Origin of the sequence: Chryseobacterium sp. CCNWLW53 (assembly GCF_037083525.1) — a bacterium.
Taxonomy (GTDB): domain Bacteria; phylum Bacteroidota; class Bacteroidia; order Flavobacteriales; family Weeksellaceae; genus Chryseobacterium; species Chryseobacterium lathyri.
Genome location: NZ_JBAOJR010000003.1, coordinates 274,500 through 301,227, shown reverse-complemented (window position 1 = coordinate 301,227; position 26,728 = coordinate 274,500). Strand labels below are relative to the sequence as shown.

The following is a 26,728-nucleotide window of genomic DNA, read 5'->3' as shown; positions in this document are numbered from 1 at the left end:
TATGATCAATACCATCAAATTTTTCTGGGAGGTACTGAAAGATACCTTCGCTGAATGGAACAATTCTTCCGCATCAAAAGATTCGGCAAGTCTTGCCTATTATGCGATTTTTTCCATCCCGGGATTATTGATCATTATTATCTGGATCGCAGGAAATTTCTTTGGTGAGGAAGCCATCCGCGGTGAGATCAGCAACCAGATCAGCGGATTGATGGGAAAAGACGTTGCTAAAAGTATTGAAGGGATGATTGCGGGAGCACTCATTGACAAGCAAAATATTTTTATGAAAATTGTAGGGATTGGATCGTTAGTTTTTGGTTCCACTACTTTATTTTTTCAGCTGCAGCATACTTTGAATACGCTTTGGGATGTGGAAGCTGCTCCTAAAAAAGCCCTGGTGAAATTTCTTTTGGACAGAGCCAACTCATTAGGAATGATCCTGATTTTAGGTTTTTTACTGATGATCACAATGATTTTATCTTCAATGATCAGCCTGTTTAACAATTGGATTACCAATTACTTTGGTCTTGAGACTTATATGCTTGTAGAGTTGGTGAATTTTGCCATTGGTTTTGGATTGGTGATGCTTTTATTTGCACTTATGTTCAAAGTACTTCCTGATATCAAAATCAGTTGGAAACCTGTATGGAAAGGAGCTTTACTGACCACCATTTTATTTACACTGGGTAAATTTTTACTGAGCCTTTATTTTGGTAATTTTAAACCTACATCTACTTTTGGAGCCGCAGGAACCGTTATTTTAATTATGATGTGGATTAATTATTCCTGTATGCTTATCTTTTTCGGAGCCGAGTTTACAAAAGTGTATAACTACAAAAAAGGCTATAAGGTTGTTCTTTCCAAGCACGCAAAATGGAGTGCTGCAAAGTTGTACAGAGATAGCAAAAGAGAGGATGAGTTGAAAGAAATATGATAACCTTGGAATACGTAGTTACAAAACAGTAACATTAATGGTTGTTTATCATTAATACATTTTACACATAAAAAAGCCTCCCAAAAATTTCAGGAGGCTTTATTTTTTACATTCTGTCTACAGTTCCGATACCGAGCAATGCTAATGATTTTTTGATCGTTTTAGCTGTCAGGTCAGATAAATTTAAACGGAATTGTTTTAATTTTTCATCTTCCAGTTTCAGAATGATATTACTCTGATAGAATGAATTATAAGATTTAACCAGATCATAAACATAGTTCGCTACTAAAGCAGGGCTTAATGCTTCTGCTGATTTCGCAACCACAGTTTTATAATTTGTCAATAACATGATCAGTTCTTTCTCGTATTGATTTAAGGTTACATCAGAAATTTCCTTGTAATCTACGCCGGCTTTTGAAAGCAAGGATTGAATACGTGCATAGGTATAAAGAATAAACGGACCTGTATTTCCTGAAAACTCTACACTTTCAGCAGGATTAAACATCATTTTTTTCTTTGGATCTACCTTTAGCATAAAATACTTCAAAGCAGCTAATCCTATTATCTCATAAGAAACTTCTTTTTCTTCTTCAGAAAGCCCCTCCAGTTTTCCTAATTCTGTAGTGATAGATTTTGCTGTCCCATACATTTCCTGCATGAGATCATCTGCATCCACTACGGTTCCTTCACGGGATTTCATTTTACCTTCAGGAAGTTCTACCATTCCGTAAGAAAGATGGAACAATTGATCTGCCCAGGAATATCCCAACTTCTTCATGATTTTAAATAAAACCTGGAAATGATAATCCTGCTCGTTTCCTACCGTATAGATCAGCTTCTGAATATTATTTTCCTTGAAACGCTGAACAGCCGTTCCCAAATCCTGAGTCATATAAACCGAAGTTCCGTCTGAACGAAGCAGCAGTTTCTGATCAAGGCCTTCATCGGTAAGATCACACCATACGGAGCCATCTTCTTTCTGATAAAGAATACCTTTGTCCAATCCTTCCTGGATCAGATCTTTTCCTAAAATATACGTATTGCTTTCGTACTGAACCTGATCAAAATCTACTCCCAATCTTTTGTAAGTTTCATTGAATCCTTTATAAACCCAGGAATTCATTTCGTTCCAAAGATCTCTTACCTGCTGATCTCCGTTTTCCCAATCTACAAGCATTTTCTGAGCTTCTTTGATCAAAGGAGCCTCTTTTTTAGCCTGCTCTTCTTCTATTCCCTGACCTACAAGTTCGGCAATTTCTTTTTTATAGTTCTTATCGAATTCTACATAGTAGTTTCCAACAAATTTATCTCCTTTTATATGGGATGTTTCAGGAGTTTCTCCATGTCCGAATTTCTCCCAGGCCAACATCGATTTGCAGATATGAATTCCTCGGTCGTTAATGATTTGTGATTTAATCACATCATAACCGGCCTCTTTTAAGATTTGAGCTACAGAAAAACCTAACAGGTTGTTTCTTACGTGTCCCAGGTGAAGTGGCTTGTTCGTATTTGGAGAAGAATATTCCACCATTACTGTAGAACTTTTCTTTTCAATCGTATCAAAATCATTGCTCACAGATCTAAAATTATCTACAAACAGCTGGTTCTGTACCTTAATATTAAGGAAACCTTTTACTACATTAAAGCTTTCGAATAGGTCAGACTGCTCCGTCAAAGCTTCACCCAGTTCAACGCCAATACTTTCCGGATTTTTCTTCAGCTGTTTTACCAATGGAAATGTTACAATGGTAAAGTCACCTTCAAATTCCGTTTTATTTTCCTGAATCTCCAGATGGATATCTTTTAACTGGTATACATTTAAAATAACCTCTGCAAGTTTCTTTTCTATACTATCTTTAATATTCATGTGTTATATATTAACTTTTTAAAGGCCACATGGAATAGCCTTATTTCATCTCAAATTTGAGATACAAATATACGGAAATAAAAAAACCGCCCGAAGGCGGTTTTGATATGAATGTTAAATATACTAAGGGATTAAAATTTATCCCAGAAAAGTTTTGTTGTTGCTTTATCTCCACCAATTTTACTGGCAGCTGCGTTAACGTTAGCCCCATTTAAGACATACTCCTGATCGGAATATGGCATTCTGTAAGGTACAGATGATAAATTAGACTTTGGAGGATTAACAAGTGTTGGACTATCCAAACGTCTTGTAAAATTCCAGCTTGCAAATCCTTTGTTAAACATTGCAATCCAAGCTTGTGTACCTATAGATTGTTTCCAGTTTGCCACATTAAATGGATTAGCAGCTAAATACGTTACTGTATTGGCCGTACTTACTCCATTTTCTCTCATAGATTCTGTTACAGCAGCAATATAAAGATCTGCAGCAGTACCTCCAACAGAGTATCCTCTTGCTGCAGCTTCAGCTTTTAAGAAGGACACTTCCGCATAACTCAATAAATTTGAAGCGGTAGTTGCAGATCTGAAATAAGGACTTAATTGTGAGAAATTAGTATAAGGATCATTTAATTCTCCGAAAACTCCTCCTTTATAAACTCCTCCAACTTTTGTAAACCATACGTCCATTCTTGGATCTGATAAACTACTCATGGTATTAATAGTTAACTGACTTGGAATAAAGTCATTTCTGTTGGAAGCTACTAAATTATCATATACTGGGTTGGAGAAAGTCCCTCCGTCATATTTGAATTTGTAAGCTTCATCATCAGAAGAAATTACCCCACTTGCAATGGCAGATTCAACAGTTGTCTTTGATAATGCTGGGTCAACATCTGCCAAATTCATTCCTAATCTCAATTTAATAGAGTTAGCAAACTTCTTCCATTTAGTCATATTACCACCGTATACCAAATCAGCATAACCTGTAGCTGCGGGCTTTATAGTAGCAGTAGCAGCATCAATTCTTTTGATTAAGTCAAGATAAATAGTCTTGGCATCATCATATTTAGGGGTTAAAATCTCATTAGGTTTGAACGCTTCAGAATAAGGAACATCCCCATAAGTATCCACAATATTTTCCCAGATAAAAATTTCTTCAATTTCTAAGGTTGCCAACTTGTTTGTACGTATATCATCCGTCTCTACTTCATTAACCAGATTCATTTTTGCCTGTTTCAGGTTATTGATACTGTAAACATACATTCTGTTAAAATGGTTACGAGGCTGGTTACGGGTTACCAAATTATATTGAGTTTCATCCGGATATTGAGTTTCCGCCCATTGTTGTGTAAAGAATCTGTAATTATTAAAGTTCACACTTGGATTATCCATATAGTAAGATGACTGATACATGGCAGTCGCTAACAGATTATCAGATGGAAGAACTGATGGATGTTTAGGGTCGTCGTTAAGAGAAGTTAAATCACTTTGACAAGAACTTAAAGCTAACCCAATACATGCAGATACCAAACTTATTTTTATAATATTTTTCATTTTTTTAAGTAATTTAGAATTTAAATGTAACATTAATACCCAAATCTCTTGTTGTTGGCATAGAACCAATAGACCAGCCGTAAGAGTTAATGCCTCCACCCACCATGGCTTCAGGATCAGCATATGGTAAATTTTTGTGAATTATCCATAGGTTTCTTCCCACAATCGAAATTTTTGCATCATAAATTTTAGTTCCCGCTAATAAAGATTTTGGAAGTGTGTACCCAATACTTGCTTCTCTTAATTTAATAAAAGAACCATCATAAACAAATTCTCTGGAAGGCTGTGTTTTATATCCCATAGCACCATTATTATCAGCCGGTGATAATTGAATATTGTTTGGGGTACCATCAGGAAGAACACCAGGTAAAACAATAGGTTTATCTCTGTAATCTCCTTCGGCTGTTTCTTTATAAAGACCTGTTGATAATCCATAATACATATCGGTTGAGAATACATCTCCTCCTTTACGCATATCAATTAAGAAGCTCAAAGAGAACCCTTTATAACTGAAACTGTTTCTTATTCCTCCAATCCAATCCGGAGTAGTATTACCAATCACCTGATTAGGGTTCGGTAAGTATTTTCCTGTTTTCGGATCAATTACTTTTTCCCCGTTTAGGTAAGTATAATCAGCTCCTACTAATGTTCCCCAGGCTTCACCTACTCTGGCATTTAGAGATACTCCTCCCTGGAAACTATTTAATAAATAATTAGTGATTCCCGGATTCAGTTCTATAACTTCATTTTGGTTTTTGGACCAGTTGGCATCAATGTTCCATGTGAAATCTTTTGTTTTTATCGGAACTAGCCCTAGCTGTACTTCAACTCCGGTATTATCAATTCTACCAGCATTGATTACTTTTCCAGTAAATCCGGTACCCGCAGAAACAGCAAGAGGAATAATCTGATCAATTGTTTTTGTTTTATAATAAGCGACATCAAGCGTGATTCTGTCTCTTAAAAAGTGTGCTTCGGTACCTATTTCAAATTCTTTAGATCTTTGAGGCCTTAGATCCTCAAAAGGCTGTGTTAAAATAGAATTATAGATACCCGTACCTGATAAAATTCCTGCTGATCTATAATTATTAACCAATTGGTATGAACTTGCTGTTCCTCCCACTTCTGCATAATTGGCTCTTAATTTCCAAAAGTTCATCCATTCTTTGGTATCAAGAATTTCAGACATAATTAATGATCCTGTAATAGACGGATAATTATAGATATTATTACCAGCTTTTAATGTTGATGATTCAGCTCTTCTCCAAGTTGCATCTAAATAGAATTTTTTATAGAAATCAAATGAAGCAGTAGCATATATTGAATTTACTTGTTGTGTAGATTCACTTTCATCTGATGCAAGAGGTGCCTTTTTAGAATTGGATAGTGCATAAATTCCAGGAACGACTAATCCTCCCTCTGTTGATGCATAGATTGAACTATCATAGTTTCTTCGAATGTTTCCTCCCACTACTCCGGAAATGTTAATATTATCCGTAATATTGAATTTATAATTCACCATCAAATCATAATTGGTTTCCGCCTGTATAATATCACGTCTTCCATACCCTGAGCCAATCACGTTATTTGACTGTCCAAAAGCCTGAGGCAAGGATCCTACAGCCAATCTGGTTTCAGCGGTAAGACTTGTTCTGTCATAAGAAACTTTTCCGGTAACAGAGATATTGTCCAGCAAATCATACGTTACCTGGCCGTAAGTAAAGTTTCTATATCTTTTATCTGAAGAATAATTCTGATAAGCCTGGAAATATGGATTGTTCCAATAAGCCGGAGCTCCGTTGGTCGCTGATTTTCTGCTCCAGGTAACGTTACCATAATTATTGGATGCATTGGCAACGTTTATGTTCGCTAAATACATGCTTTGAAGATCAGCAACATCCACGTTGGTTTGCCACCATTGTCTGAAGCCTGTTGCAATATTATTTGAATATCCTGTAATACTTCTTCCTTTCGTATCCTGCAAAGTCATGCTAGAATAGAATGTAGAGTGTAATTTAGGAGTCAGATCATAATTAACCTTTAAAGAGAAATTGTTTTTATTAAGATGTGAATTAGGCATCAACCCGTCAGACATCATATTTTCATAGGTAAAGGTAATGTTCTTCCCTTTCTGCCCTTTTTCCAACGTTACGCTATTGATGTATGAAGCAGGATTGTTGAAAAATGTAATTGGTCCATTTTTAGCAGCTACCCAAGGTCTTGCCTTTTGGTAATTAGGAGATAAAGGATTGAATGAATCCCATTGATACACCATCAAATTAGGATCAAATTTAGGGCCCCACGAAGCATCCGCTCCAAAATTCGCATAATTTAAACCATCAGCCGCCTTTGATCCGAATGACTGAGCATATCCTGCTCCATATTTTGTCTGATATTCAGGGAAAGTAGATTTGTCGATAAACCCTACTTGTATAGCAGAAGAGAATGTTACTCCCAAAGATCCGTCATCTTTTCCTTTACCATTTTTAGTAGTAATCACAATAACTCCATTCAGTCCTCTGTCTCCATATAGTGCCGATGCTGCAGCACCTTTTAATACGTTGATAGATTCAATATCTTCCTGGTTAATGTCAGAAAGAGCATTCCCATAGTCAATTGAATTCGCCTGAGTATTACCATTATTAACAGGAGACCCATCAATAACGATAAGTGGATTACCTCCCCCTAATGCTTTTACACCTCTGATCAACAAATTGGAAGACCCTCCAAAGTTATTATTTGTGGTAACATTAAGACCTGCTACTTTACCTGATAATTGTGCGGCAATATTCCCCGTGTTTGTAGTTCCGTCAGAAAGAGCACTTGCCTTAATTTCTTGAGAAGCATATCCCAAAGATTTTTTTTCTCTCTTGATCCCAAGTGCAGTAACCACTACCCCTTCGATTTCTTTTGTTTTGATTGTATCCTTTTTCTCCTGAGCATAAGTAACAGCAACAGAGGAAGACAATACCAAAACAAGTAGACTTGTTGTCAGTTTCTTCATATCAAATTTAATTTTAAGACTGTACAAATTTGTAAAACTTTATTAAAAGCACAAAGTAAAATCATAAAAAAAAATATAAAATATTTATTAAATTCAATAATTAATAATAATAATTCATTAAATTATGTTAAAATCACTATAATTAACAAAAACAAAACACCCAACCATTATTTTATTTCAGAAAAATCCAACTGATTTTAATTGATATTTTCTATATAGAATATTTCTAAATACACAATAAGTTACTGATACTAAAATAATTACTCACTTAAAAATGAGTAAGGCAAAAATAAATCACAAAATTAACAATGTTATGCATATCATATTTTCATTGTAAAAAATCCTTAAGTCACAAATATTAAACAAAAAAAACCGCCCGAAGGCGGCTTTTGATATGAATGTTAAAATATATTAAAACTACATTAATTAGTTAGTATCCCAAATTAATTTAGTATCCATCTTATCACCTCCAATAGCAGCAGAAGCAGCTTGATAGTTAGCAGTGTTAAGAGTTTGTACTGTTGTTGGATAAAATAATCTTTTAGGAAGATCTGTAAGACCTGCAATCAGAGACGTAAAAGTATAAGTAGTATTACCTCCAGAAGCTACATTAAGAGTACCTGTTTGTCCAGGTAATAATAAAGTGTTTGGATATCCTGTTCTTCTATACTCTGCCCACGCTTCATATGGCTGCATAAACAACGAAATATATTTTTGGGTTAAAACATTTGCTTTAGAAGCTGCTGGTAATGCTGAAACAAAACTATTAATTGTCGCTGCATCTACTCCCCATTTTTCCATTGATGCCTTCACTCCGTTTACATAATTAGCTTGTGACCAACCGTTTGCTTCACTTAATAAAAATTCAACTTCAGAATACTCCATTAAAATTTCAGTATAATCTGGTTTTAGAATATTCTTGCTAAAAAAGTTTGAACTTGAGGCTTGGCTTGGTGCTAAAGAACTGGGAACTCCATAAGGCATCCCGTTAAAATCTGCTGGGTTAGTTGATTCAGGGGCAGATCCATCTAAAATCAAAGCTTTATTTATTCCTTTTGGTGTAGCAAATTTAAATAATCTAGGGTCCTGAGTAAAGTTCCCTACATTACCTTTCAATAAATTAACAAAAGTTTTAGAAATTGCAAAATCAGACCTAGTTCTAAAATTATCATATAAAGGAGAAGGATTTACTAAATTATTTTCATAAGTAACTCCTACATTATCATTATTAGATTGCATTACTCCAGAAGCTATTGCATCTGTGATATGTCCTTCAGCACCTGGTACAACTCCTTTTACTCTTGTAGCTACTCTTAATCTTAATGAGTTGGCGAACCTCTTAAGCTTTTCTCCAGATCCGAATAAAATATCTCCTTTTGTAAAAACAACTTCATCAGTATCAATCATTGCAGAAGCCTCTTTAAGTTCTTTCATGATATCGGCATACACCTTCTGTTGACTTGCAAATTTAGGTTGTAAAGTCATATCTATATTTAAAGCCTGAAAATCTGCATCTTTATTACCATAAGAATAATAAGGAATATCTCCAAATGAATCTGCTAAAGTAAGAAATACATAAGATAGCATTACTCGTGCTGCTGCAATCTGATTTTCATTTGGACCATATACTCCCATCTGTACACTCGTAGCCGGATCAGTATTAAGATCTATAATCTGCTTATAATCTTGAGCTACTCTATAAGAAAAACTCCATAATGACACCCCAGTTGATAACCTGTATTGATATCTATCCTCTTCTGTATAGGCTCTCTGAGCAGAATACTGTACCCATGGCAATACTATTCTTCCTGATTGCCACTCATCTCTGGTATTATCCATTAACTCTTTATTAGCACTATTAAATATACCATAACTTAAAGGCTTATCAGTTCCATTGGGATTAGTATCTATCTCATCGAATTTATCTGCGCAACTATTTGAAATAAATGTTACTGCTAAAACAGATAATATTAAAATTATTTTTTTCATTTTAATTAAAATTTAAAATTAACATTGAACCCATAAGTTCTTGTTGAAGGTAAAGATCCACCTTCCATACCTTGAATATTACCAGAACCATAAGATGTATTTTCAGGATCAATTCCTTTATTTGCTAAGTTCCAAGCAAATAAATTTCTAGCAAACGCTGAAATTCTAATGCCCTGAAATACATTTCCTATAAGTGATTTTGGCAGATCATAACCTAAAGTTACATCTCTTAATTTTATATAGCTTGCATCAAAAACATTTTGTGCATCCACTGTATTATAATAAGTTCCTCCCCATGTAGGTGCATCTAATAAAATATCATTTCTAGTCCCATCTTCTTTAACACCATCAAGAATCACACCTGCCTCTCTGTTTCCTCCCAAAGCAGATTCTTCTAACATTCCGGAGTACATCCCCCACATATGTGTCGTTGAAAAATATTTACCTCCTTGCTGAATATCTATTAAGAAAGATAGGCTTAGTGACTTATATTTAACAGTATTTCTAAAGCCCATATTATATTCAGGAAGTATAGATCCTAACGATTTAATTTCTGAAGCTTTATAGAAGCCATTGGCGTCAACTACCCTATTTCCACTAGCATCATATACATAATCAGTACCCAATATAGCACCATATGCCTGTCCCACTTGCGCTGCTAATTGAGCTCTAAATGGTGCATTAGTAAGAATATAATTTTGCAAATCACCTTGTAATTCTACCAGTTTATTTTTGTTTTTAGCAAAATTCCAAGTTATATCCCAAGAAAAATTGTCATTCCTAATTGGTGTAACATTTACCATTGCCTCAATACCTTTATTTGTCATTTCACCAGCATTAATATTTTTAAACAGGAAACCTGTAGAGGGATCAACTGGTAATGCAATAATCAAATTAGTTGATTTAGTATCATAGTACGTTACATCAAAACCTAATCTGTTTTTGAAAAAATTAGCTTCTATACCAATTTCTTTAGTAACTTTCAATTCAGGTTTAATATTTGGATCATTAGAAGTATTCGGATTTGAATATTGAGAAGCTCCGTTAAACGGAAGACCAATTACAGTATATGTAAGCCTACTATATGCATCCGTACCCTGTGCAATACTAGACCATCCAGCTCTAATCTTACCAAAAGACAGCCAATCTGTTTTTAGCACATTAGAGAATACAAAACTTCCTGTAACAGAAGGATAAAATTCATCTTTATTTAACATAGAAAACCAATCATTCCTTCCTGTTGCTTCCAGAAATAACATATTCTTATATCCTAATGAAACTGATCCAAATATACTTTTCACAGAAGAATGAAAAGATCTATTAGTAGCTAAGGAATTTTCCACGCCGTTGCTCAAATTATACAAATTAGGTATAACCAGTCCTCCAACAGTAGTACCGTTCAACCAGCTCATTTTATTGTCCCTGATGTTAAATCCGACAAAAGAGTTTAAACTAAAATCTCCAAAATTATTATTATAGTGGGCTCTACCCTCATAATTAAATTCTGATACATTTCTTTTTTCTATAGTATAATCAGAAACTGCTTGTGAGCCAACTGCAACTCTTGAGCTGATATTTTGAGAATATACATCTCCGTAGACCTTACCTGCAATGTAGAAGTTCTTGTTGAAATTATATGTTAAACCTGCGTTACCAAAAAATCGGTGTCTTGAATCTTCCGATGTATTTTCATTAATAGTCCAATAAGGGTTATCTGAATATAATGGTGTAGCATCGTCCCATGCTGTTCTATTCCATGTTCTTTGATTTCCATTAGAAAGCTTATAATCTTTCAACTTAACAAAATCTAGATTCCTTTGGCCGAATTGATAAAATTTTTGAGCCACAGAATTATCTCCATATCCTAATTCAGGTCGATTGTACCCATCAGTATGAACATAATTAAAGATTGCCTCTGCTTTTAGATTATCAGATAATTTAGAGTTAAGATTAATACTAAAGTTATCTTTCTTAATTTTAGAAGTTGGAACTATACCTCCAATATTTGTATTCGTATATGAAAGTCTTACGTTTGTATCTCCAAAGGACTTAGCTACAGATAAGTTATTAGTATACGTTACCCCTGTATCAAAAAAAGAATCTACATCATTTTTAGGAGCTACCCAAGGAACTGGCTTCAAATAATCACTAGAAAATTCAGAATCAAATGCATACCATGGAAGATACATCAAATTAGGATCATATTTTGGTCCCCATGAAGCATCTGTTTCGTATTCCTGTATGTTATAGGTTTGCCCGTTTATATTTGCTGTTGGTAATGTATCAGAATATCCGCCCCCATATTGATTTTGTAATTTAGGACGAATATAGATACTTTCAAAAGAAACTCCAGTATTTAATTGAATATCTGTTCTGCCTTTTTTAGCAGATTTAGTGGTGTACAAAATAGCACCATTACCTGCTCTTGCTCCATATAGAGCAGCTGCAGGACCTCCTTTTAAAACAGTTACACTTTCAATATCATCAGGATTAATATCAAATGATGCGTCTCCATAATCTCTACCTCCAGCGCCTCTTTGTGTTTCTATATCATTAACATTTGAATTATCTAAAGGTACCCCGTCAACAATAATCAAAGGCCTGTTTTCACCAGTAATAGAACTGATACCTCTCATGGTAATTCTTGTAGACCCACCCATTGTACTTGGCGCGGTAACTTGTACCCCTGCGACATTTCCGGATAATGCACTTACCGCATTGGTTTGTCCGGCATCAGAGATCATATCTCCTTTGATTTCCTGGGAAGCGTATCCAAGAGCTTTTTTCTCTCTCTTGATTCCAAGTGCAGTTACTACTACTCCTTCGATTTCTTGTGTCTGTTGTACTGTATCATTCTTCTTTTGCTGCGCACTTACGACAGCTATAGAGGAAGACAATACTAGTGCAAGTACACCAGCTGTTAATTTCTTCATATCAAATTATTTTTTGCATGTTACAAATTTGTAAAACTTTCTTAAAAATACAAAACAAAATCTTAAAAAAATATCAATTATTCATTTATTTTTAAAAAAAATATGATAAAAATTACTAAATTAAGTTAAAAACAAAACAATTAACAATAACAAACTATTTAAACAATATCTTTTTTCAGAAAAAGGCAAATCATTTTAATTGATAATTTCTATAGGGAACATTAACAAAATATCATGATAACAATCTGATTATCAAATGAATTAATCACATTATAATGATAAATAATTACTTACTCCATTCATAATACAATGTATTGCATATAAATATTTTATCTATTTAAACAGGGACTAAAGCGCTACTTTTAAATAAAACACAATCACAAGCGATAAAAGTTGTTATGAGATTTTAACCAATATATTATAAATAGGTTCTAAATATTCATTGATTAATGACTACAATATATTTTACTAATTTTACACCACTTTATGATATGGTAAAAACTTATGGGCTTATTACAAAAATGGACGGATCTCTACATCGAGGCTGGATGTGATGAAGTGGGAAGAGGATGCTTAAGCGGTCCGGTAGTTGCAGCAGCCGTTATTCTGGATGATAGCTTTAAGCCAAATTTAGTTAATGATTCAAAGAAGCTGACATTCAAGACGAGGATGGAACTGGATAGTTATATAAAAGATAATGTAAAAAATTACGCCATTGCAGAACTGCCTCCTTCTTTTATTGATGAACACAATATTCTTAATGCGAGCATTCATGCTATGCATCGTGCATTAGATCAATTAACAATAATTCCGGAGCTGATTTTAGTAGACGGAAATAAATTCCATCCTTATAATTACATTCCTCATCAGTGCATCATACAAGGAGATGCAAAGGTTTTATCTATTGCAGCAGCTTCTATTCTTGCCAAAAACTACAGGGATCGATTGATGATTGAACTCCACGAAGAATTTCCACAATATAACTGGAACACCAACTTTGGATATGCCACCAAAGCTCATCAGCAGGCTTTAATAAAATATGGTCCGACAAAACACCACCGAAGATCATTCAGGCTGGAATATGATTAAATAGAACATAACAAAAAAGAGAAGCAAATTTTGCTTCTCTTTTTTATAATATACTGTTATTTTATTTCTTTTTTTTCTGCTGTTCCTGAATTTTTTGTTGATCCTGAGCTTTCTCCATCATTTCTCTCATTTTCTTCTGGAATTTACCTTCAGATTTTGGCTTTTCTTTATTTGCCTGTATCTGCGCATGAATTTTCTTTTCATCCAGTATCCAGTATTTAATAACAAGAATAATCAGAATATTGATCGCATTGGATACAAAATAATACCATGAAAGACCTGATGCTGACGTATTCAAGAAGAAAAGGAATGTAATAGGGAAAATATACATCAACACTTTCATATTCGGCATGCCCTCCTGTTGAGGCTGCTGCATATTTCCTGAAGTCATTACTGTGTAGATTAAAATCACAATGGTACACGCTAATGCAAAAACACTTAAATGATCTCCTAAGAAAGGAATCTTAAATGGAAGTTTAATCAAATCATCATAAGCCGTTAAATCTTTTGCAAACCAGAACCCTTTTCCTCTAAGATCTATAAAGTTCGGGAAGAAACGGAATAAGGCGTAGAAGATCGGAATCTGTACCAGAGCCGGAAGACACCCTGCCATCTGGTTTACTCCTGCCTTTCGGTAGATTTCCATAGTAGCCTGCTGCTTCTTCATTGGATCTGCATCTTTCAGCTTGGCATTTACCTCATCAATTTCAGGACGAATCACTTTCATCATCGCACTTAACTTATGCTGCTTATACATAATCGGCGATAAGATCAGCTTTACAATAATTGTCATTAAGAAGATCACCCAACCTGCTGTAAGTCCCCAACTGGCAATAAAATTATACATTGGCATAAAGAACCCACGGTTCATCCAACCGATTAAAGACCATCCTAATGGTAATATTTCATCAAAGTTTTTATCATATGATTTTAACAGAGGTAAATCAAGTGGCATAAAATACCAGGTAAAATCCTGGTTAAGCTCGCTTCCTGTCATCTGTACGAATCCTTCAAAATTAAGTTTCTTCAGGTATTCGCCTTCTTCAATAGCTTCCTGATTTCCTTTGCTTTGTGTGAAACCGCTTTTGGATTCAATTACAGAGGAGAAGAACTGCTGTTTTACACCAATCCAGTTAAGAGTTTCTTTTTCTTCCTCCATTGTTGTTCTTCCGTCATAATCATAATCTTTATAATTATTGAAGGCATATGAGAATTCTGAGTGAGACTGTTCCTGTGCTCTACCCTTCTCCAGGTTTCTTACACTGTAGTCCCAGATAAAATCTGCTTTGTTATCAGCAGTAATAGCAGCAAGCCCTTTCGTTCTTACTTTAAAATCAAGTGTATATTTTGGAAGTAATGTGTAAACAAACTGAATAACAGCACTGTTGTAATTAGCCGTCATTGTTACGGTATTTCCATTAACGGCAGGTGTAAAAACCAAATCTTTAGTATTGATTACTTTTCCTGTTTTATCTTTAAACTGAAAACCGTAGTTCGAATTCTTTTTGTCGATCAGGTAAAGAGGAAGATCCGCCTTATCTGTTTTATGGTCATATGCTTTATATTCCGAAAGCTGCACTTTAGAAACCTGTCCTCCTAAGCTTGAGAATTCCACGTTCAGTTCTTTGTTATTCAAACTGGCCGTCTGGATGGCACCAGGAGTTACATTTGGATTGATATTGCTTGCCTGAGTCTGTTTTACAGCATTTTTTACCTGCTCAACTTTCTGTTCCTGAGCTTTTAACTGCTCTTCTTTCGACTGTTTGTTCTGGAAATAGAACATGAATCCGAAAAGAACCAAACATAAAACCGCAAAACTGATCATTTGACTTTTATCGATTCCTTTGTTTTCTTGCATTTTATTTTTATATTAAAATTTTAAATTTAATCAAGCATCACAATATGCTGCTTTTTGAGCTGACAAAAATACTGTTTTTTTATCAAAACTCTATGCATTACCATGTTACTATATAATAAACTCAAGCTGAGAATAATCAGCCTGAGTTTATTTTAAGACGTTTATAGTAAATAATTACCTTATTTCTTTTCGCAAGCCTTGACAAAGGCTCTGAATAGAGGGTGCGGCGTTGCTACTGTACTTTTGTATTCAGGGTGGTACTGCACTCCTACATAGAACGGATGGTCAGGAAGCTCAAGAGCCTCTACCAGACCTGTTTCCGGATTGGTACCTGTTGCCAGGAACCCATTCTTTTCAAATTCCTGAAGATAATCACTGTTAAATTCATAACGGTGACGGTGTCTTTCTGTAATATTTTTAGTTCCATAGATATCGTATAGTTTGGAACCGTTTTTCAATGAACATTTCCAAGCTCCAAGACGCATTGTACCTCCTTTGTCTACGATATTTTTCTGTTCTTCCATGATAGAAATTACAGGATCCGGTGTAGAGGTGTCAAATTCCATTGAATTCGACTTGGTGTGGCCGAGAACATTTCTTGCAAATTCAATTGTCATGATCTGCATTCCTAGGCAAATTCCCAGCATCGGAACTTTATTTTCTCTTGCATATTGAGCTGTAAGCACTTTTCCTTCGATTCCTCTATCGCCAAAACCTGGAGCAATAAGGATTCCGTCTACCCCATTTAAAGTCTCTTTAATATTTTCAGCAGTGATATCTCCACTGTATACCCATCTTACTTTCACTTCAGTTTCAAGACTTGCCCCTGCATGTTTGAAAGCTTCAGCAATAGAAATATAAGAATCCTGCAGAGAAATATATTTTCCTACCAAGGCAATTTCTACAGTTCTTTTAGGGTTTTTGAATTTTTTAAGGAAAGTTTTCCAATCTTTCAGATCAGCTTCTTTATCATTTTTCAGATCCAGTTCTTTTAAAACTACATCATCAAAATTTTGTTTCTGAAGATACATTGGAACTTCATAGATCGTTTCAAGATCTTTACATTCAATAACATTATCCAGAGACACATTACAGAATTGAGCTAATTTCGCTCTCTGATCTTTTGGAATATTATGTTCTGTTCTACAAACCAAGACATCTGCCATAATTCCGCTTTCCATCAATTGACGAACGGAATGCTGTGAAGGTTTTGTTTTCAATTCACCGCTTGAAGCCAGATAAGGCAACAGGGTAAGGTGGATCACCATAGAATTCTTCTCACCAAGCTCCCATTTCAGCTGACGTACAGTTTCAATGTATGGAAGAGATTCAATATCTCCTACCGTTCCTCCGATCTCAGTAATGATGATATCGTAGTTCTGCTTGGAAAGCATTTTAATTCTTCTTTTGATCTCGTTGGTGATATGAGGAATTACCTGAACCGTTTTTCCCAAGAAATCTCCTTTTCTTTCTTTTTCAATAACTGTTTGGTAGATTTTCCCAGTAGTAACGTTGTTGTTTTGGGAGGTAGGAGCATCCAAATAACGCTCGTAGTGACCTAAATCCAGATCCGTTTCTGCACCATCTTCGGTTACATAGCATTCTCCGTGTTCATATGGATTCAGTGTTCCGGGGTCGATGTTGATATAAGGATCCAGTTTTTGGATCGTTACGCTAAAACCGCGTGATTTTAACAAAAGCCCCAGAGAAGCAGACACGATTCCTTTTCCCAAAGATGAAGTTACACCTCCTGTCACAAAGATGTACTTTGTATTCTTTTTACTCATTAGATTAGGTTTGTGCAAAGTTATGGGAAAAAGAGATACAAAGCAATTTTTTAAATTTTGAAAACCGAAAAACCTCCTGTATCATTTATAAATTCTGATTAAAAATTTCATCTAAATTTCATAAATGCAATGACAAAATGCGATAACCATCATGATTTCGGTATACAAATTAAAACCGAAATTCCAACAGCTGCCACCCGTATTACCTTTTGCATAAGAATGTCTTTTTACTCTGATAGGATGTTGACCAACGGAAAAATTAATGACCATAAAAAAGGCTTCCCAATCACTTGAAAAACCTTTTGAATTTAATTATTTACAAAATTATTGTTTTATCAACTCAAAATATAGACTTACTTCCACATCTTTAGCTACTCCTGCACCGGTAGGATCGTATTTAATTCCATAGTCTAAGCGGTTAACTGTGAATTTTGTCTGAAAACCCATCACCTCTTTTCCCTGCTGGTTTTTAGTGACTCCTCCGAATGTTACCGGAACACTTATTTCCTTTACAGTCTCTTTAATTTTCAGGGTTCCTTTCAGAATGTATGAATTGTTTTTATCCTTGGTAATAGAGATACTGTGAAAGCTTATTGCCGGGTATTTTTCCACATCAAAAAAATCAGCGCTTTTAAGATGTCTGTCTCTCATTTCTACTCCTGTGTTAATAGAGCTTACCTCTACTCCAAAATCGAAAACGGCATTATCTAAATTAGTGCCTTCAGTCGTTACTCTTCCTTTAAAAGAATCGAAACGTCCCTGTACAAAGCTAATCCCCATATGCTTGATATTAAAGTTTACCGAAGAATGCATAGGATCTACTGCCCATTCAGTTTGTGCGAAACCCAGAACGCTTAACAGTGTGAAAACGAAAGATAAAAATACTTTTTTCATAATAACTTAATTTTAGTTGAGTAAAGATAACACATATTGATTATCTTGTTCTTGATGTAGGTTAGTTTTTAATTTTAGATGAAATTATTTTAGAATATAACAAGTTGAAGACAAATATGATCAGAAATACAACGAGTGAATTAACATAAAGGAATAAAGCAAGAAGTCCGGCATCTGTTTTATTTGAAAAATAAGCAAAGGGGTCCGTTCCAGAAATAATTAATGTTATTAAATAAATGATTTCAAATAAAACCGCAATTTTTAAAACTGAACTATAATTCTTTCTGAAGATTAATATCGTAATAAAACTGACAATTGTTACAATAATGCATTCCACTAAAACCCCAATTGGCACCAGGGCAATTCCGTCTGATTTTTCTTTTAAAAACATAATGTCCATTCGCTGAATTGGGCATTAAGAAGACTCATCACAATAAATATGACCAAACTTCTCATTAAAATATTTTTCATGTTTGGAAATTAATTAAAATTCTGAAAGGACATTCATTTTTTTTAACTTCGCAGTATGGCAAAACTGAAAACAGCATATTTCTGTCAAAACTGCGGAACTCAATATTCCCAATGGATGGGGCAGTGCAAAAATTGTGGCGAATGGAATACCCTTGTGGAGGAAGTCGTAGAAAAAACCTCATCCAAAACTCCGCCGTTTTCAAAATCAAAACAGCACGTCATCAACATTATTGAAGTTGAGACCAGCGAAGAACCGAGAATAAAAACCCCTTCTGAGGAACTAAACCGTGTTCTGGGCGGAGGTATTGTGCTGGGTTCTGTCACACTGATCGGAGGAGAGCCCGGAATCGGAAAATCCACCCTTCTGCTTCAGCTTGCTTTAAAGATGAAGAAAAAAATCTTTTATGTTTCGGGAGAAGAAAGTGCTTCACAGATCAAGATGAGGGCAGACAGGCTGACAGATGTTCAGAATCCGAACTGTTTCCTTTTTACGGAAACTTCACTGGAAAAGATTCTCCACGAAGCCAAAAAGCTGGAACCGGATTTCATAATCATTGATTCTATCCAGACCTTACAGTCTCAGTTGATCGAAAGTTCACCCGGAACCGTTTCCCAGATCAGAGAGTGTTCGAATGAAATTATAAAATTTGCAAAAGAGAACAATACCCCCGTATTCCTGGTAGGCCATATTACAAAAGACGGCCAGATTGCCGGCCCAAAAGTGCTGGAGCATATGGTAGATGTGGTTTTAAATTTCGATGGTGACAGAAACCATCTTTTCAGACTGCTCAGGGCCAATAAAAACCGTTTTGGGTCTACTTCTGAAATTGGTATCTATGAAATGGTTTCACAGGGTTTAAAAGAAATCAGAAATCCTTCTGAGATCCTTATTACCAAGAAATTTGAAGAGCTTTCCGGCAATTCCGTGGCAGTCACTCTGGAAGGAAACCGGCCTATGCTTCTGGAGATCCAGGCATTAGTGAGTACTGCTGTTTACGGGACCCCACAGAGAAGCTCTACCGGATTTGACGCAAAAAGGCTGAATATGCTTCTGGCTGTTCTGGAAAAGCGTGCAGGATTCCAGCTTGGGGCTAAGGATGTCTTTTTAAATATTACCGGAGGCATAAAAACAGATGATCCGGCATTAGATCTTGCCGTGGTAGCCTCCATCCTGTCGTCCAACGAAGATATTGCCATTTCCGAGCATTACTGTTTTGCAGGCGAGATCGGATTAAGTGGTGAGATCCGGCCAATAGCACAGGTGGAACAGAGAATTACAGAAGCTGAAAAATTAGGTTACGAAAAAATATTCGTATCGAATCTTAATAAAATACCGAAAAGAAAATTTGGAATTAAAATTGAGGAAGTGAGCAAAATTGAAGATTTCCACGAGAGAATCTTTTAAAATATTGTAGGTTCATTAACTGATATAGCGAAGCGGATTAATTATTCACCATTCATATTTAATCTCTATCTTTAATCTATGAATTATCTTGCTCATTCCTTTCTCACCTTTTCTGACGGACAGATTGTAGGACAGTTTCTTGAAGATTTTATCCGGAACAAAGACCGCTATTCCTTTCCAAAGGACATTCAGGATGGAATTACGATACACAGGGCCGTAGATACATTTACAGATTCCCATCCCGCTATCCATGAAGCTAAAAAGATTTTCTCTCCTTTGGTCAGATTGTATGCAGGTGCTTTTGTAGATGTTGCCATGGATTATTTTGTAGCCACTGATCTTTCCCTGAATTCTTTAGCTGAATGGAAGGCACATTCCTTACGGGTATATAGAGTTCTTAATGAACATGAAGAATGGCTTCCCGAAAACTTCAAACTCATGTTGGCTAAAATGGAAAAAGATGACTGGCTGTATAATTACCGTGAAGATTGGGGCATTAAGTTCAGCATGCGTAATGTTCTCAATAAAGCAAAATACCTGAATCCTGACATTCCCGTTTTCGAAGCATTCCTGGAAAATAAACCTTTTCTTCAGGAATGTTATAACAATTTTTTTCCTGATCTTCTTGATCACGTTAAAGGAATCAATGCAATGATTCAAATGGATCATAAATAAAAAACACTTACAGGGAACGTAAGTGCTTTTTTTAACAATTTGTGTTGTTAGAATCTGCTGCCTTAATGTGATAATGGGAAATTTTCACATTGCATTAATCGTAGTATAAAAACTGTTATTTAGCACCTTCATTTTTTGACTTTCGCTTTTATTAATCCCTAACTGATCAACAAAGACTTCTTAGGGTACAAATTAGAGCATCTGTTTCATTATTAAGGTTTCCACTTATTTCTAATCAGCTTATGGCTTTTTATTTCATTTACAAATGATGATTTCAGTGAAAATTTCTTTTTAAGAAATGATTAATTAAAAAAAACAACTACACACAAATATAATTTTTTTAAAGCAAAAAACAAAATATAATAGGCATTAATTAATAAATAATACCTAATTTTGAATAATTAATAACTAAATATTAAATTTATTGAAAAATAGTCATTACAAATAATTTAAACATAGAGACCAATCAAGACTATTAATCAATAATTAGTGATTTAATACTTGTTTAAATTTATAATAGACAAAGGAAAAGTTGCCAATTAAAACTGCCTATATAAATATCGGTTGGGATAGGTAAGCTTTTCACTTTTTCTCTCACCATTCACAATCATGTGAACAATATTAATCTGATCATCAAAAAGATTGTACAGAAAACTGACCGCCGACTCCACTTTTTTAGGCGTATTAAGGGTTTCCGACTCAAGAAAAACATTCACAGATTCACTATCTTCTTCATATCCTACGTAATTTATTCTTAAAAACTTTCCGTCAGCTTTTAATTTGAAATATTCTGCACAATATTTTTCCAGAGCTTCATTAAGCCTGGCTTTATATTTTTCGTCATTAAAGTGGAAAGAGTTTCCATATTTTTTGCCTAATGCGTTTTCCAGATCATCAAGAAAAAACCGGCCTGTGACCTCAAAAGATTTGGATTTGGAATTATAATTAATTTCAACAGAACCTACATGATAAGGATGCTTCACCTTTGAAAAAGAGAATAAAAAAAATACCGGTAATAAAAACAGCCATAAATTCTTCATATGCCCTGACCTTTAAAATTTGTTCGAAATTAATCATTATTTTCGTACGCATTATATTTTTACGTTATGATGCAGGATTTTCTCTTCTATTTAAACCTTGGCTGGGAGCATATTATTTCTCTGGATGCGTTGGACCATCAATTATTTGTCCTCGCTCTGATTGCCGTATATTCTTACAGTGACTGGAAAAAAATACTGATCCTTGTGACTGCTTTTACAATAGGACATTCTATCACATTGGCATTGAGTATTCTCGATATTTTCAGAGTTCCCTCTGCCTGGGTAGAATTCTTAATTCCGCTCACGATTGTCCTTACCTCTCTGGATAATATTCTGATGAAAAACAAAAAGCAGACCCTGATGCGGACCAATTATTATCTGGCAGCCATCTTTGGGCTTATCCATGGAATGGGGTTTGCGAATACGGCAAGAGTGATGATCGCCAAAAGCCAGAGTATCGCCATACCATTATTAGGCTTTAATATCGGGCTGGAATTGGGTCAGATCGTTATTGTTTTAGGGATTCTTATCCTTTTATTTATTTTGTTGAGCATTTTTAAGGTTAACAAAAAAGACTGGGTCCTGTTCGTATCTTCCGGAGTATTCGCATTGGCTTTAAAAATGACTTTAGAAAGAATTCCTTTTTAACTTTGAAACATTTTTAATTTTTCAACGACTTATTATTATCTTTGATAACTATTAAATCAATCCGGTAATGAAATTAAAAGCAGCCCTACTTTCATTTTCTGTATTCGCATATACAGGCTTCACCGCACAAAACATTCAGAATAATCCTGGAAGTAACCACGGAAACAGATTTGAGCAGCTCGGGACTATTCTTCCCACTCCTAATATTTACAGAACGGCTTCCGGAGCTCCCGGCCAGGGATACTGGCAGAACAGGGCTGATTATGATATTACAGCCTACCTTGATGAAGATAAAAGAAATCTGAAAGGTTCAGAAACTATTACTTATCATAACAATTCCCCGGATGATCTGGATTATATCTGGCTTCAGCTGGATGAAAACGAACAGTCTACTGTAAAAAATGCCGGTTTTGCTTTCCCTTCTACTCTTCCGGCTTCTTCTAACGATCAGCAGCTGAAAGTCACCGATCTGCCTGAAAAGGACAACGGCTATGGCGTGAACCTTGAGAAGGTGACGGATGCCTCAGGAAATCCCCTGAAATATACAGTGAATAAGACAATGATGCGCATTGATTTGCCAAAAGTATTGAAAAAAGGAGAAAAACTGGTTTTCAAAATAGACTGGAATTATAACATCCCCAACAGGATTAAAATGGGCGGCCGCGGTGGCTATGAAAACTTTGCCGAAGACGGAAATGATCTGTACACCATGACACAATGGTATCCGAGAATGTGCGTATACAGTGATTTTCACGGATGGCAGAACCACCAATTCACAGGGCGTGGTGAATTTGCATTGGTATTCGGAAATTTTAAAGTTTCAATGAATGTACCCGCAGACCATATTGTGGGTGGAACCGGAGAATGTAAAAATTATGAGCAGGTTTTAACTTCGGATCAGATGGCAAGATACCGAAAGGCTGAAAATGCCGCTGAACCTATAGAAATCGTAACATTAGACGAGGCGAAAAAAGCTGAAAAAAATCATTCTAAACAGAGAAAAACATGGAGCTTTGAAGCCAGTGATGTAAGAGATTTCGCATGGACCTCATCCAGAAAATTTGTCTGGGACGGAATGCGTGTTACCATTCCAGAAAACAACAACAAAGTAATGGCAATGAGTTTCTATCCAAAAGAAGCTTATGGACTTTACAGAAAATATTCAACAAAAGCAGTTGCCCATACCATCAAAACCTATTCAGAATTCACGATTCCTTATCCATATCCTGTAGCGCAGTCTGTAGAGGCAGCCAACGGAATGGAATATCCTATGATCTGCTTCAATTTTGGCAGAACGGAAAAAGACGGGACCTATTCCGAAGGGACCAAAAATGGAATGATCGGAGTTGTGATTCACGAGGTTGGTCACAATTTTTTCCCAATGATCATCAATTCTGATGAAAGACAGTGGAGCTGGATGGATGAGGGATTGAACACCTTCACGGAATACCTTACAGAAGAAAAATGGGACAATAAATTCCCATCCAAAAGAGGCCCGGCCTGGACGATTACCGATTATATGAAGCTTCCTAAAGATCAACTGGAACCGATTATGAGTAATTCTGAAAATATTATTCAGTTTGGCCCGAATGCATACTCAAAACCGGCTACCGGATTAAATATTCTTCGTGAGACAATCATGGGAAGAGAATTATTCGATAAAGCTTTTAAAACCTATGCAAAAAGATGGGCATTCAAACACCCTGAACCTGCAGACTTCTTCCGTACTATGGAAGATGCCAGCGGTGAGGATCTCGACTGGTTCTGGAGGGGATGGTTCTACGGAACGGATCCTGTAGATATCGCTATTGATAAAGTAACTGTAGCAGTTCCGGACCTTAATACTCCTCCAAAGGAAGCTAAAGAAACAAAATATAAGGTGGAAAAACCTCTTCAGAATACTTTTGAAGATATTTCTAAAATCAGAAATAAAGAGGATAAAAACATCACATTCTACGTAGATAAAGATAAAGAGCTGCAGGATTTCTATTACCGATATGACAGAGGTCAGGAAAAATTAGATACTGAAAAAGAATACACCGTAAAAACGGAAGCAGGTATTCCTCTGGATGCTAAGGATAAAGAGAAGTTCAAAAATCTTACCGGCTATCAGATCGACTTTGTCAATAAAGGCGGACTCGTAATGCCAATCATTCTTGAATTCACTTTTGAAGACGGAACAAAACTGTATGATAAATCATCTGCACAGATCTGGAGACAGAATGAACAGAAGGTTTCCAAGACTTATTATTTTGACAAAAAAATCAAGTCGATACAGCTTGACCCGATGAGAGAAACAGCGGATATTGACACTTCCAATAATGTATGGAGCAGTAACGGTACAGATACTCAGGTTTCAAAATTCCAGCTGTTTAAACAGAAACAGGGAGAAGGCCCGGTAAGAGGAGGTGCCAGCGGAAAGGTAAATCCGATGCAGGCCGGAAAAAAATCATAACATAAAACATAAAAGGTTGTCCATATTTGAGGCAACCTTTTTTATTAAATTTAGCGGGTTAATCATTTTGGCTAAAGCCATTTTCCGCAAAATTGTTAAGCGGGCTAAAGCCCGCTCCTATTGAATTATATAATTCCGAAAAAGAAAAAGATCTGCTTAATCTGCGAGCTTTTTTAAACGCAAAGTTTCATCTATATTCCGACAATTCAAGTTTGCAAAGGGTGAATCATTAAATTGATTGATGAAGCTGTTGTTGAAATTAGTTCAGGTAAGCTTTCAAAGAATTTTTATAGGTCCTTCCAAGCGGAAGCTTCTCCCCATCTTTAAGATACACATGAGCCGTATCATACGAACTGATATGGGAAGAAAGAACAATATAAGATTTGTGAATTCTGATGAATCCCAGGTTCTGAAATTTCTCTTCAAAATTCGACATCCGGTCAAGGATCATATACTTTTTAAGATGGGTCATCAGGATGATATATTCTCCAAATCCCTGTACCCACCGTACATCATCCAAAAGGACTTTATGCATCACATAATTGGATTTGAACATAATAAAGTCTTCCTTCTTCTGCTGTTCCGCAGAGTTTTTAAACTGAAGGAAATCCTTTGCCTTGTTAATCGCTTTCCGGAATGTTTCAAAGTCTACAGGCTTTACAAGATAATGTACAACATCCAGTTCAAAAGCTTTGACTGCATACTGCGTTTCCAGAGTGAGAAATATGCATAATGGTTTATAAGGTAACTGATGTAAAAGCTCAATTCCGTTGATGTAGGGCATATTGATATCCAGAATCACCAGGTCTACCCTGTTCTGCTTAAGATATTCCAATGCTTCTTCCGGATCCTGAAAAAACTTCAGCAGATCTACATCTTCCATTTGTCCGCAATACTTTTGAATAAGCTGAAGCGCCGGATATTCATCATCTACACTTACGATCGTCAGATTAGCCATTACAATTTTATTTTTAAAATAGTCTGATAGTTGTTGTTTTCCACAGGTTCGGAGATAAAAGTAAATCTTCCTGCATAGTTTTTTTCAAGAATATTGATAACGGCTTCGTTTCCCAAACCGCTGTCATTCATATTCCCGACAAGATTCTTCTTCCTGGATATAGAATTTATGATCTCAAATAAAAGTTCCTGATTCCTTATTTTATAGCTTACATGAATATGGCTCCCCTCTTCTATTCCCACCGCTGAATGTTTCAGGGCATTCTCAAATAGAGTAAGGCATACGGAAGGCGGAACATCAATCAATTCAATGGTTTCTTCATCTTCAATCGTAAAAGCAATATTCAATACATTATTATATTTTAGCTGATACAAGCCTGCAAGAGAACGGATCGATGAAAGTTCCTGAGCCATGGAAATTTTCTCTTTACTGGTGTCATAAATTATATACTGAAGCAGTTTACTGAGCTGTAATATAGATTCTGAGGTATTTTCTGAGGGCTGGAAACTTTTGGAATAAATATTATTGAGGGTGTTCAGCAAAAAGTGGGGATTCATTTTAGATTTTAAAAGATCAAGATACAGCTGGTCTTTTTCTTCGCCAAGATCTTTAAAATCCTGTTCAATGAGGAATTTATCTTTTGTAATCCCCAGGAATGAGGCAACAAGTATGACAATTCCCTGCGCCGTATAGACATTATATAAAAATTTGGTATTGGACAGGCTTTCATTAAAATTCATATTAAAAACCGCCGGTTCCAGCAGAATTCTGAAAAGGCTGGAGACAAGAAAAGTGATCAGCGCAAAGAGAATGAACTCAGGATATTTATTGGAAAGATAAAATTCCGGGACCAGATAAAAATAGACAAGACTGTAAATTCCGACATTAAAAATAATCACAGATAAAACACTCCAGATAAGTTCCGGAACATCCAAAAAGTAGTTTTCGGTAAAAAAAGTGATGATAACGAAGATCAAAAGGAAAAAAATATGCTGAAACTTCAGTAAAAACCCCCAATGATATTCCATCAGTCTTTTCAAAACTTTTGCATTAAACAAAACCCTGAAAACCAACAATATAAATACAATATTGATAATTAAAAACATCTAAAAACCCCAATTTTCAATCTTTCAAATATACCATCTTTTTCTGCCCATCCTGCAGTTCA

Annotated in this window: 18 protein-coding genes; 6 read left to right on the top strand and 12 right to left on the bottom strand. The window is 35.5% G+C overall.

The annotated features are described in order from the left end of the window. Position 1 precedes the first annotated feature (1 nt). On the top strand, positions 2–934 hold the full coding sequence (locus tag V6R96_RS10385; RefSeq protein ID WP_111955227.1) for a YihY/virulence factor BrkB family protein: 933 nt from the start codon (positions 2–4) through the stop codon (positions 932–934). A 106-nt stretch (positions 935–1,040) separates the two neighbouring features. Here the strand turns inward: V6R96_RS10385 and argS are convergent, their stop codons facing one another. The 5 genes from argS to V6R96_RS10360 form a co-directional block, all read right to left on the bottom strand. Further along, positions 1,041–2,801 carry an arginine--tRNA ligase gene (gene argS / locus V6R96_RS10380; RefSeq protein ID WP_336378993.1) on the bottom strand — a complete coding sequence of 587 codons (1,761 nt, stop codon included), beginning with the start codon at positions 2,799–2,801 and terminating at the stop codon, positions 1,041–1,043. Between the two features lie 131 nt (positions 2,802–2,932). Next, positions 2,933–4,354 (bottom strand): SusD/RagB family nutrient-binding outer membrane lipoprotein, encoded by a 1,422-nt coding sequence (locus V6R96_RS10375; RefSeq protein ID WP_223560259.1) that lies wholly within the window; start codon positions 4,352–4,354, stop codon positions 2,933–2,935. Between the two features lie 13 nt (positions 4,355–4,367). Continuing rightward, the gene (locus V6R96_RS10370; RefSeq protein WP_223560260.1) at positions 4,368–7,358 is read right to left on the bottom strand and encodes a SusC/RagA family TonB-linked outer membrane protein; all 2,991 of its coding nucleotides are present in this window, start codon (positions 7,356–7,358) and stop codon (positions 4,368–4,370) included. 426 nt (positions 7,359–7,784) lie between these two features. Continuing rightward, positions 7,785–9,347 carry a SusD/RagB family nutrient-binding outer membrane lipoprotein gene (locus V6R96_RS10365; RefSeq protein ID WP_223560261.1) on the bottom strand — a complete coding sequence of 521 codons (1,563 nt, stop codon included), beginning with the start codon at positions 9,345–9,347 and terminating at the stop codon, positions 7,785–7,787. Between the two features lie 5 nt (positions 9,348–9,352). Beyond that, positions 9,353–12,280, bottom strand: coding sequence for a SusC/RagA family TonB-linked outer membrane protein (locus V6R96_RS10360; protein ID WP_336378994.1), 2,928 nt, complete (start codon positions 12,278–12,280; stop codon positions 9,353–9,355). 504 nt (positions 12,281–12,784) lie between these two features. Between V6R96_RS10360 and V6R96_RS10355 the strand changes: the two genes are divergently transcribed. After that, positions 12,785–13,369: a ribonuclease HII gene (locus V6R96_RS10355; protein WP_111955237.1), complete on the top strand. Its 585-nt coding sequence runs from the start codon at positions 12,785–12,787 to the stop codon at positions 13,367–13,369. A gap of 61 nt (positions 13,370–13,430) precedes the next feature. Here the strand turns inward: V6R96_RS10355 and yidC are convergent, their stop codons facing one another. The 4 genes from yidC to V6R96_RS10335 form a co-directional block, all read right to left on the bottom strand. Beyond that, on the bottom strand, positions 13,431–15,227 hold the full coding sequence (gene yidC, locus V6R96_RS10350) for a membrane protein insertase YidC (RefSeq protein ID WP_111955239.1): 1,797 nt from the start codon (positions 15,225–15,227) through the stop codon (positions 13,431–13,433). Between the two features lie 179 nt (positions 15,228–15,406). Further along, positions 15,407–17,014 carry a CTP synthase gene (locus tag V6R96_RS10345; protein WP_111955241.1) on the bottom strand — a complete coding sequence of 536 codons (1,608 nt, stop codon included), beginning with the start codon at positions 17,012–17,014 and terminating at the stop codon, positions 15,407–15,409. A gap of 324 nt (positions 17,015–17,338) precedes the next feature. Continuing rightward, a complete protein-coding gene (locus tag V6R96_RS10340) occupies positions 17,339–17,908 on the bottom strand; it encodes a YceI family protein (protein ID WP_336378995.1) in 570 nt (189 codons plus the stop codon). A gap of 61 nt (positions 17,909–17,969) precedes the next feature. Beyond that, on the bottom strand, positions 17,970–18,308 hold the full coding sequence (locus V6R96_RS10335; RefSeq protein ID WP_336378996.1) for a hypothetical protein: 339 nt from the start codon (positions 18,306–18,308) through the stop codon (positions 17,970–17,972). Between the two features lie 126 nt (positions 18,309–18,434). Here V6R96_RS10335 and radA point away from each other — a divergent pair, with 126 nt between their 5' ends. Then, positions 18,435–19,784 (top strand): DNA repair protein RadA, encoded by a 1,350-nt coding sequence (gene radA / locus V6R96_RS10330; RefSeq protein ID WP_111955249.1) that lies wholly within the window; start codon positions 18,435–18,437, stop codon positions 19,782–19,784. Between the two features lie 78 nt (positions 19,785–19,862). After that, positions 19,863–20,459: an ACP phosphodiesterase gene (locus V6R96_RS10325; protein ID WP_336378997.1), complete on the top strand. Its 597-nt coding sequence runs from the start codon at positions 19,863–19,865 to the stop codon at positions 20,457–20,459. A gap of 539 nt (positions 20,460–20,998) precedes the next feature. On the opposite strand, the gene V6R96_RS10320 is transcribed toward V6R96_RS10325, so the two are convergent. Further along, positions 20,999–21,499, bottom strand: a complete 501-nt coding sequence (locus V6R96_RS10320; protein ID WP_336378998.1) for a DUF6702 family protein — start codon at positions 21,497–21,499, stop codon at positions 20,999–21,001. A 69-nt stretch (positions 21,500–21,568) separates the two neighbouring features. Here V6R96_RS10320 and V6R96_RS10315 point away from each other — a divergent pair, with 69 nt between their 5' ends. Beyond that, a complete protein-coding gene (locus V6R96_RS10315) occupies positions 21,569–22,147 on the top strand; it encodes a HupE/UreJ family protein (RefSeq protein WP_111955255.1) in 579 nt (192 codons plus the stop codon). 67 nt (positions 22,148–22,214) lie between these two features. Further along, a complete protein-coding gene (locus tag V6R96_RS10310; RefSeq protein WP_336378999.1) occupies positions 22,215–24,602 on the top strand; it encodes a M1 family metallopeptidase in 2,388 nt (795 codons plus the stop codon). Positions 24,603–24,861: 259 nt separating this feature from the next. Here the strand turns inward: V6R96_RS10310 and V6R96_RS10305 are convergent, their stop codons facing one another. Together V6R96_RS10305 and V6R96_RS10300 are read right to left on the bottom strand one after the other, a co-directional pair. Next, positions 24,862–25,560, bottom strand: coding sequence for a LytTR family DNA-binding domain-containing protein (locus tag V6R96_RS10305; protein ID WP_111955259.1), 699 nt, complete (start codon positions 25,558–25,560; stop codon positions 24,862–24,864). Continuing rightward, positions 25,560–26,666 carry a histidine kinase gene (locus V6R96_RS10300; RefSeq protein ID WP_336379000.1) on the bottom strand — a complete coding sequence of 369 codons (1,107 nt, stop codon included), beginning with the start codon at positions 26,664–26,666 and terminating at the stop codon, positions 25,560–25,562. Before V6R96_RS10300 ends, V6R96_RS10305 begins: the two co-directional genes overlap by 1 nt. Between the last annotated feature and the right edge of the window lie 62 nt (positions 26,667–26,728).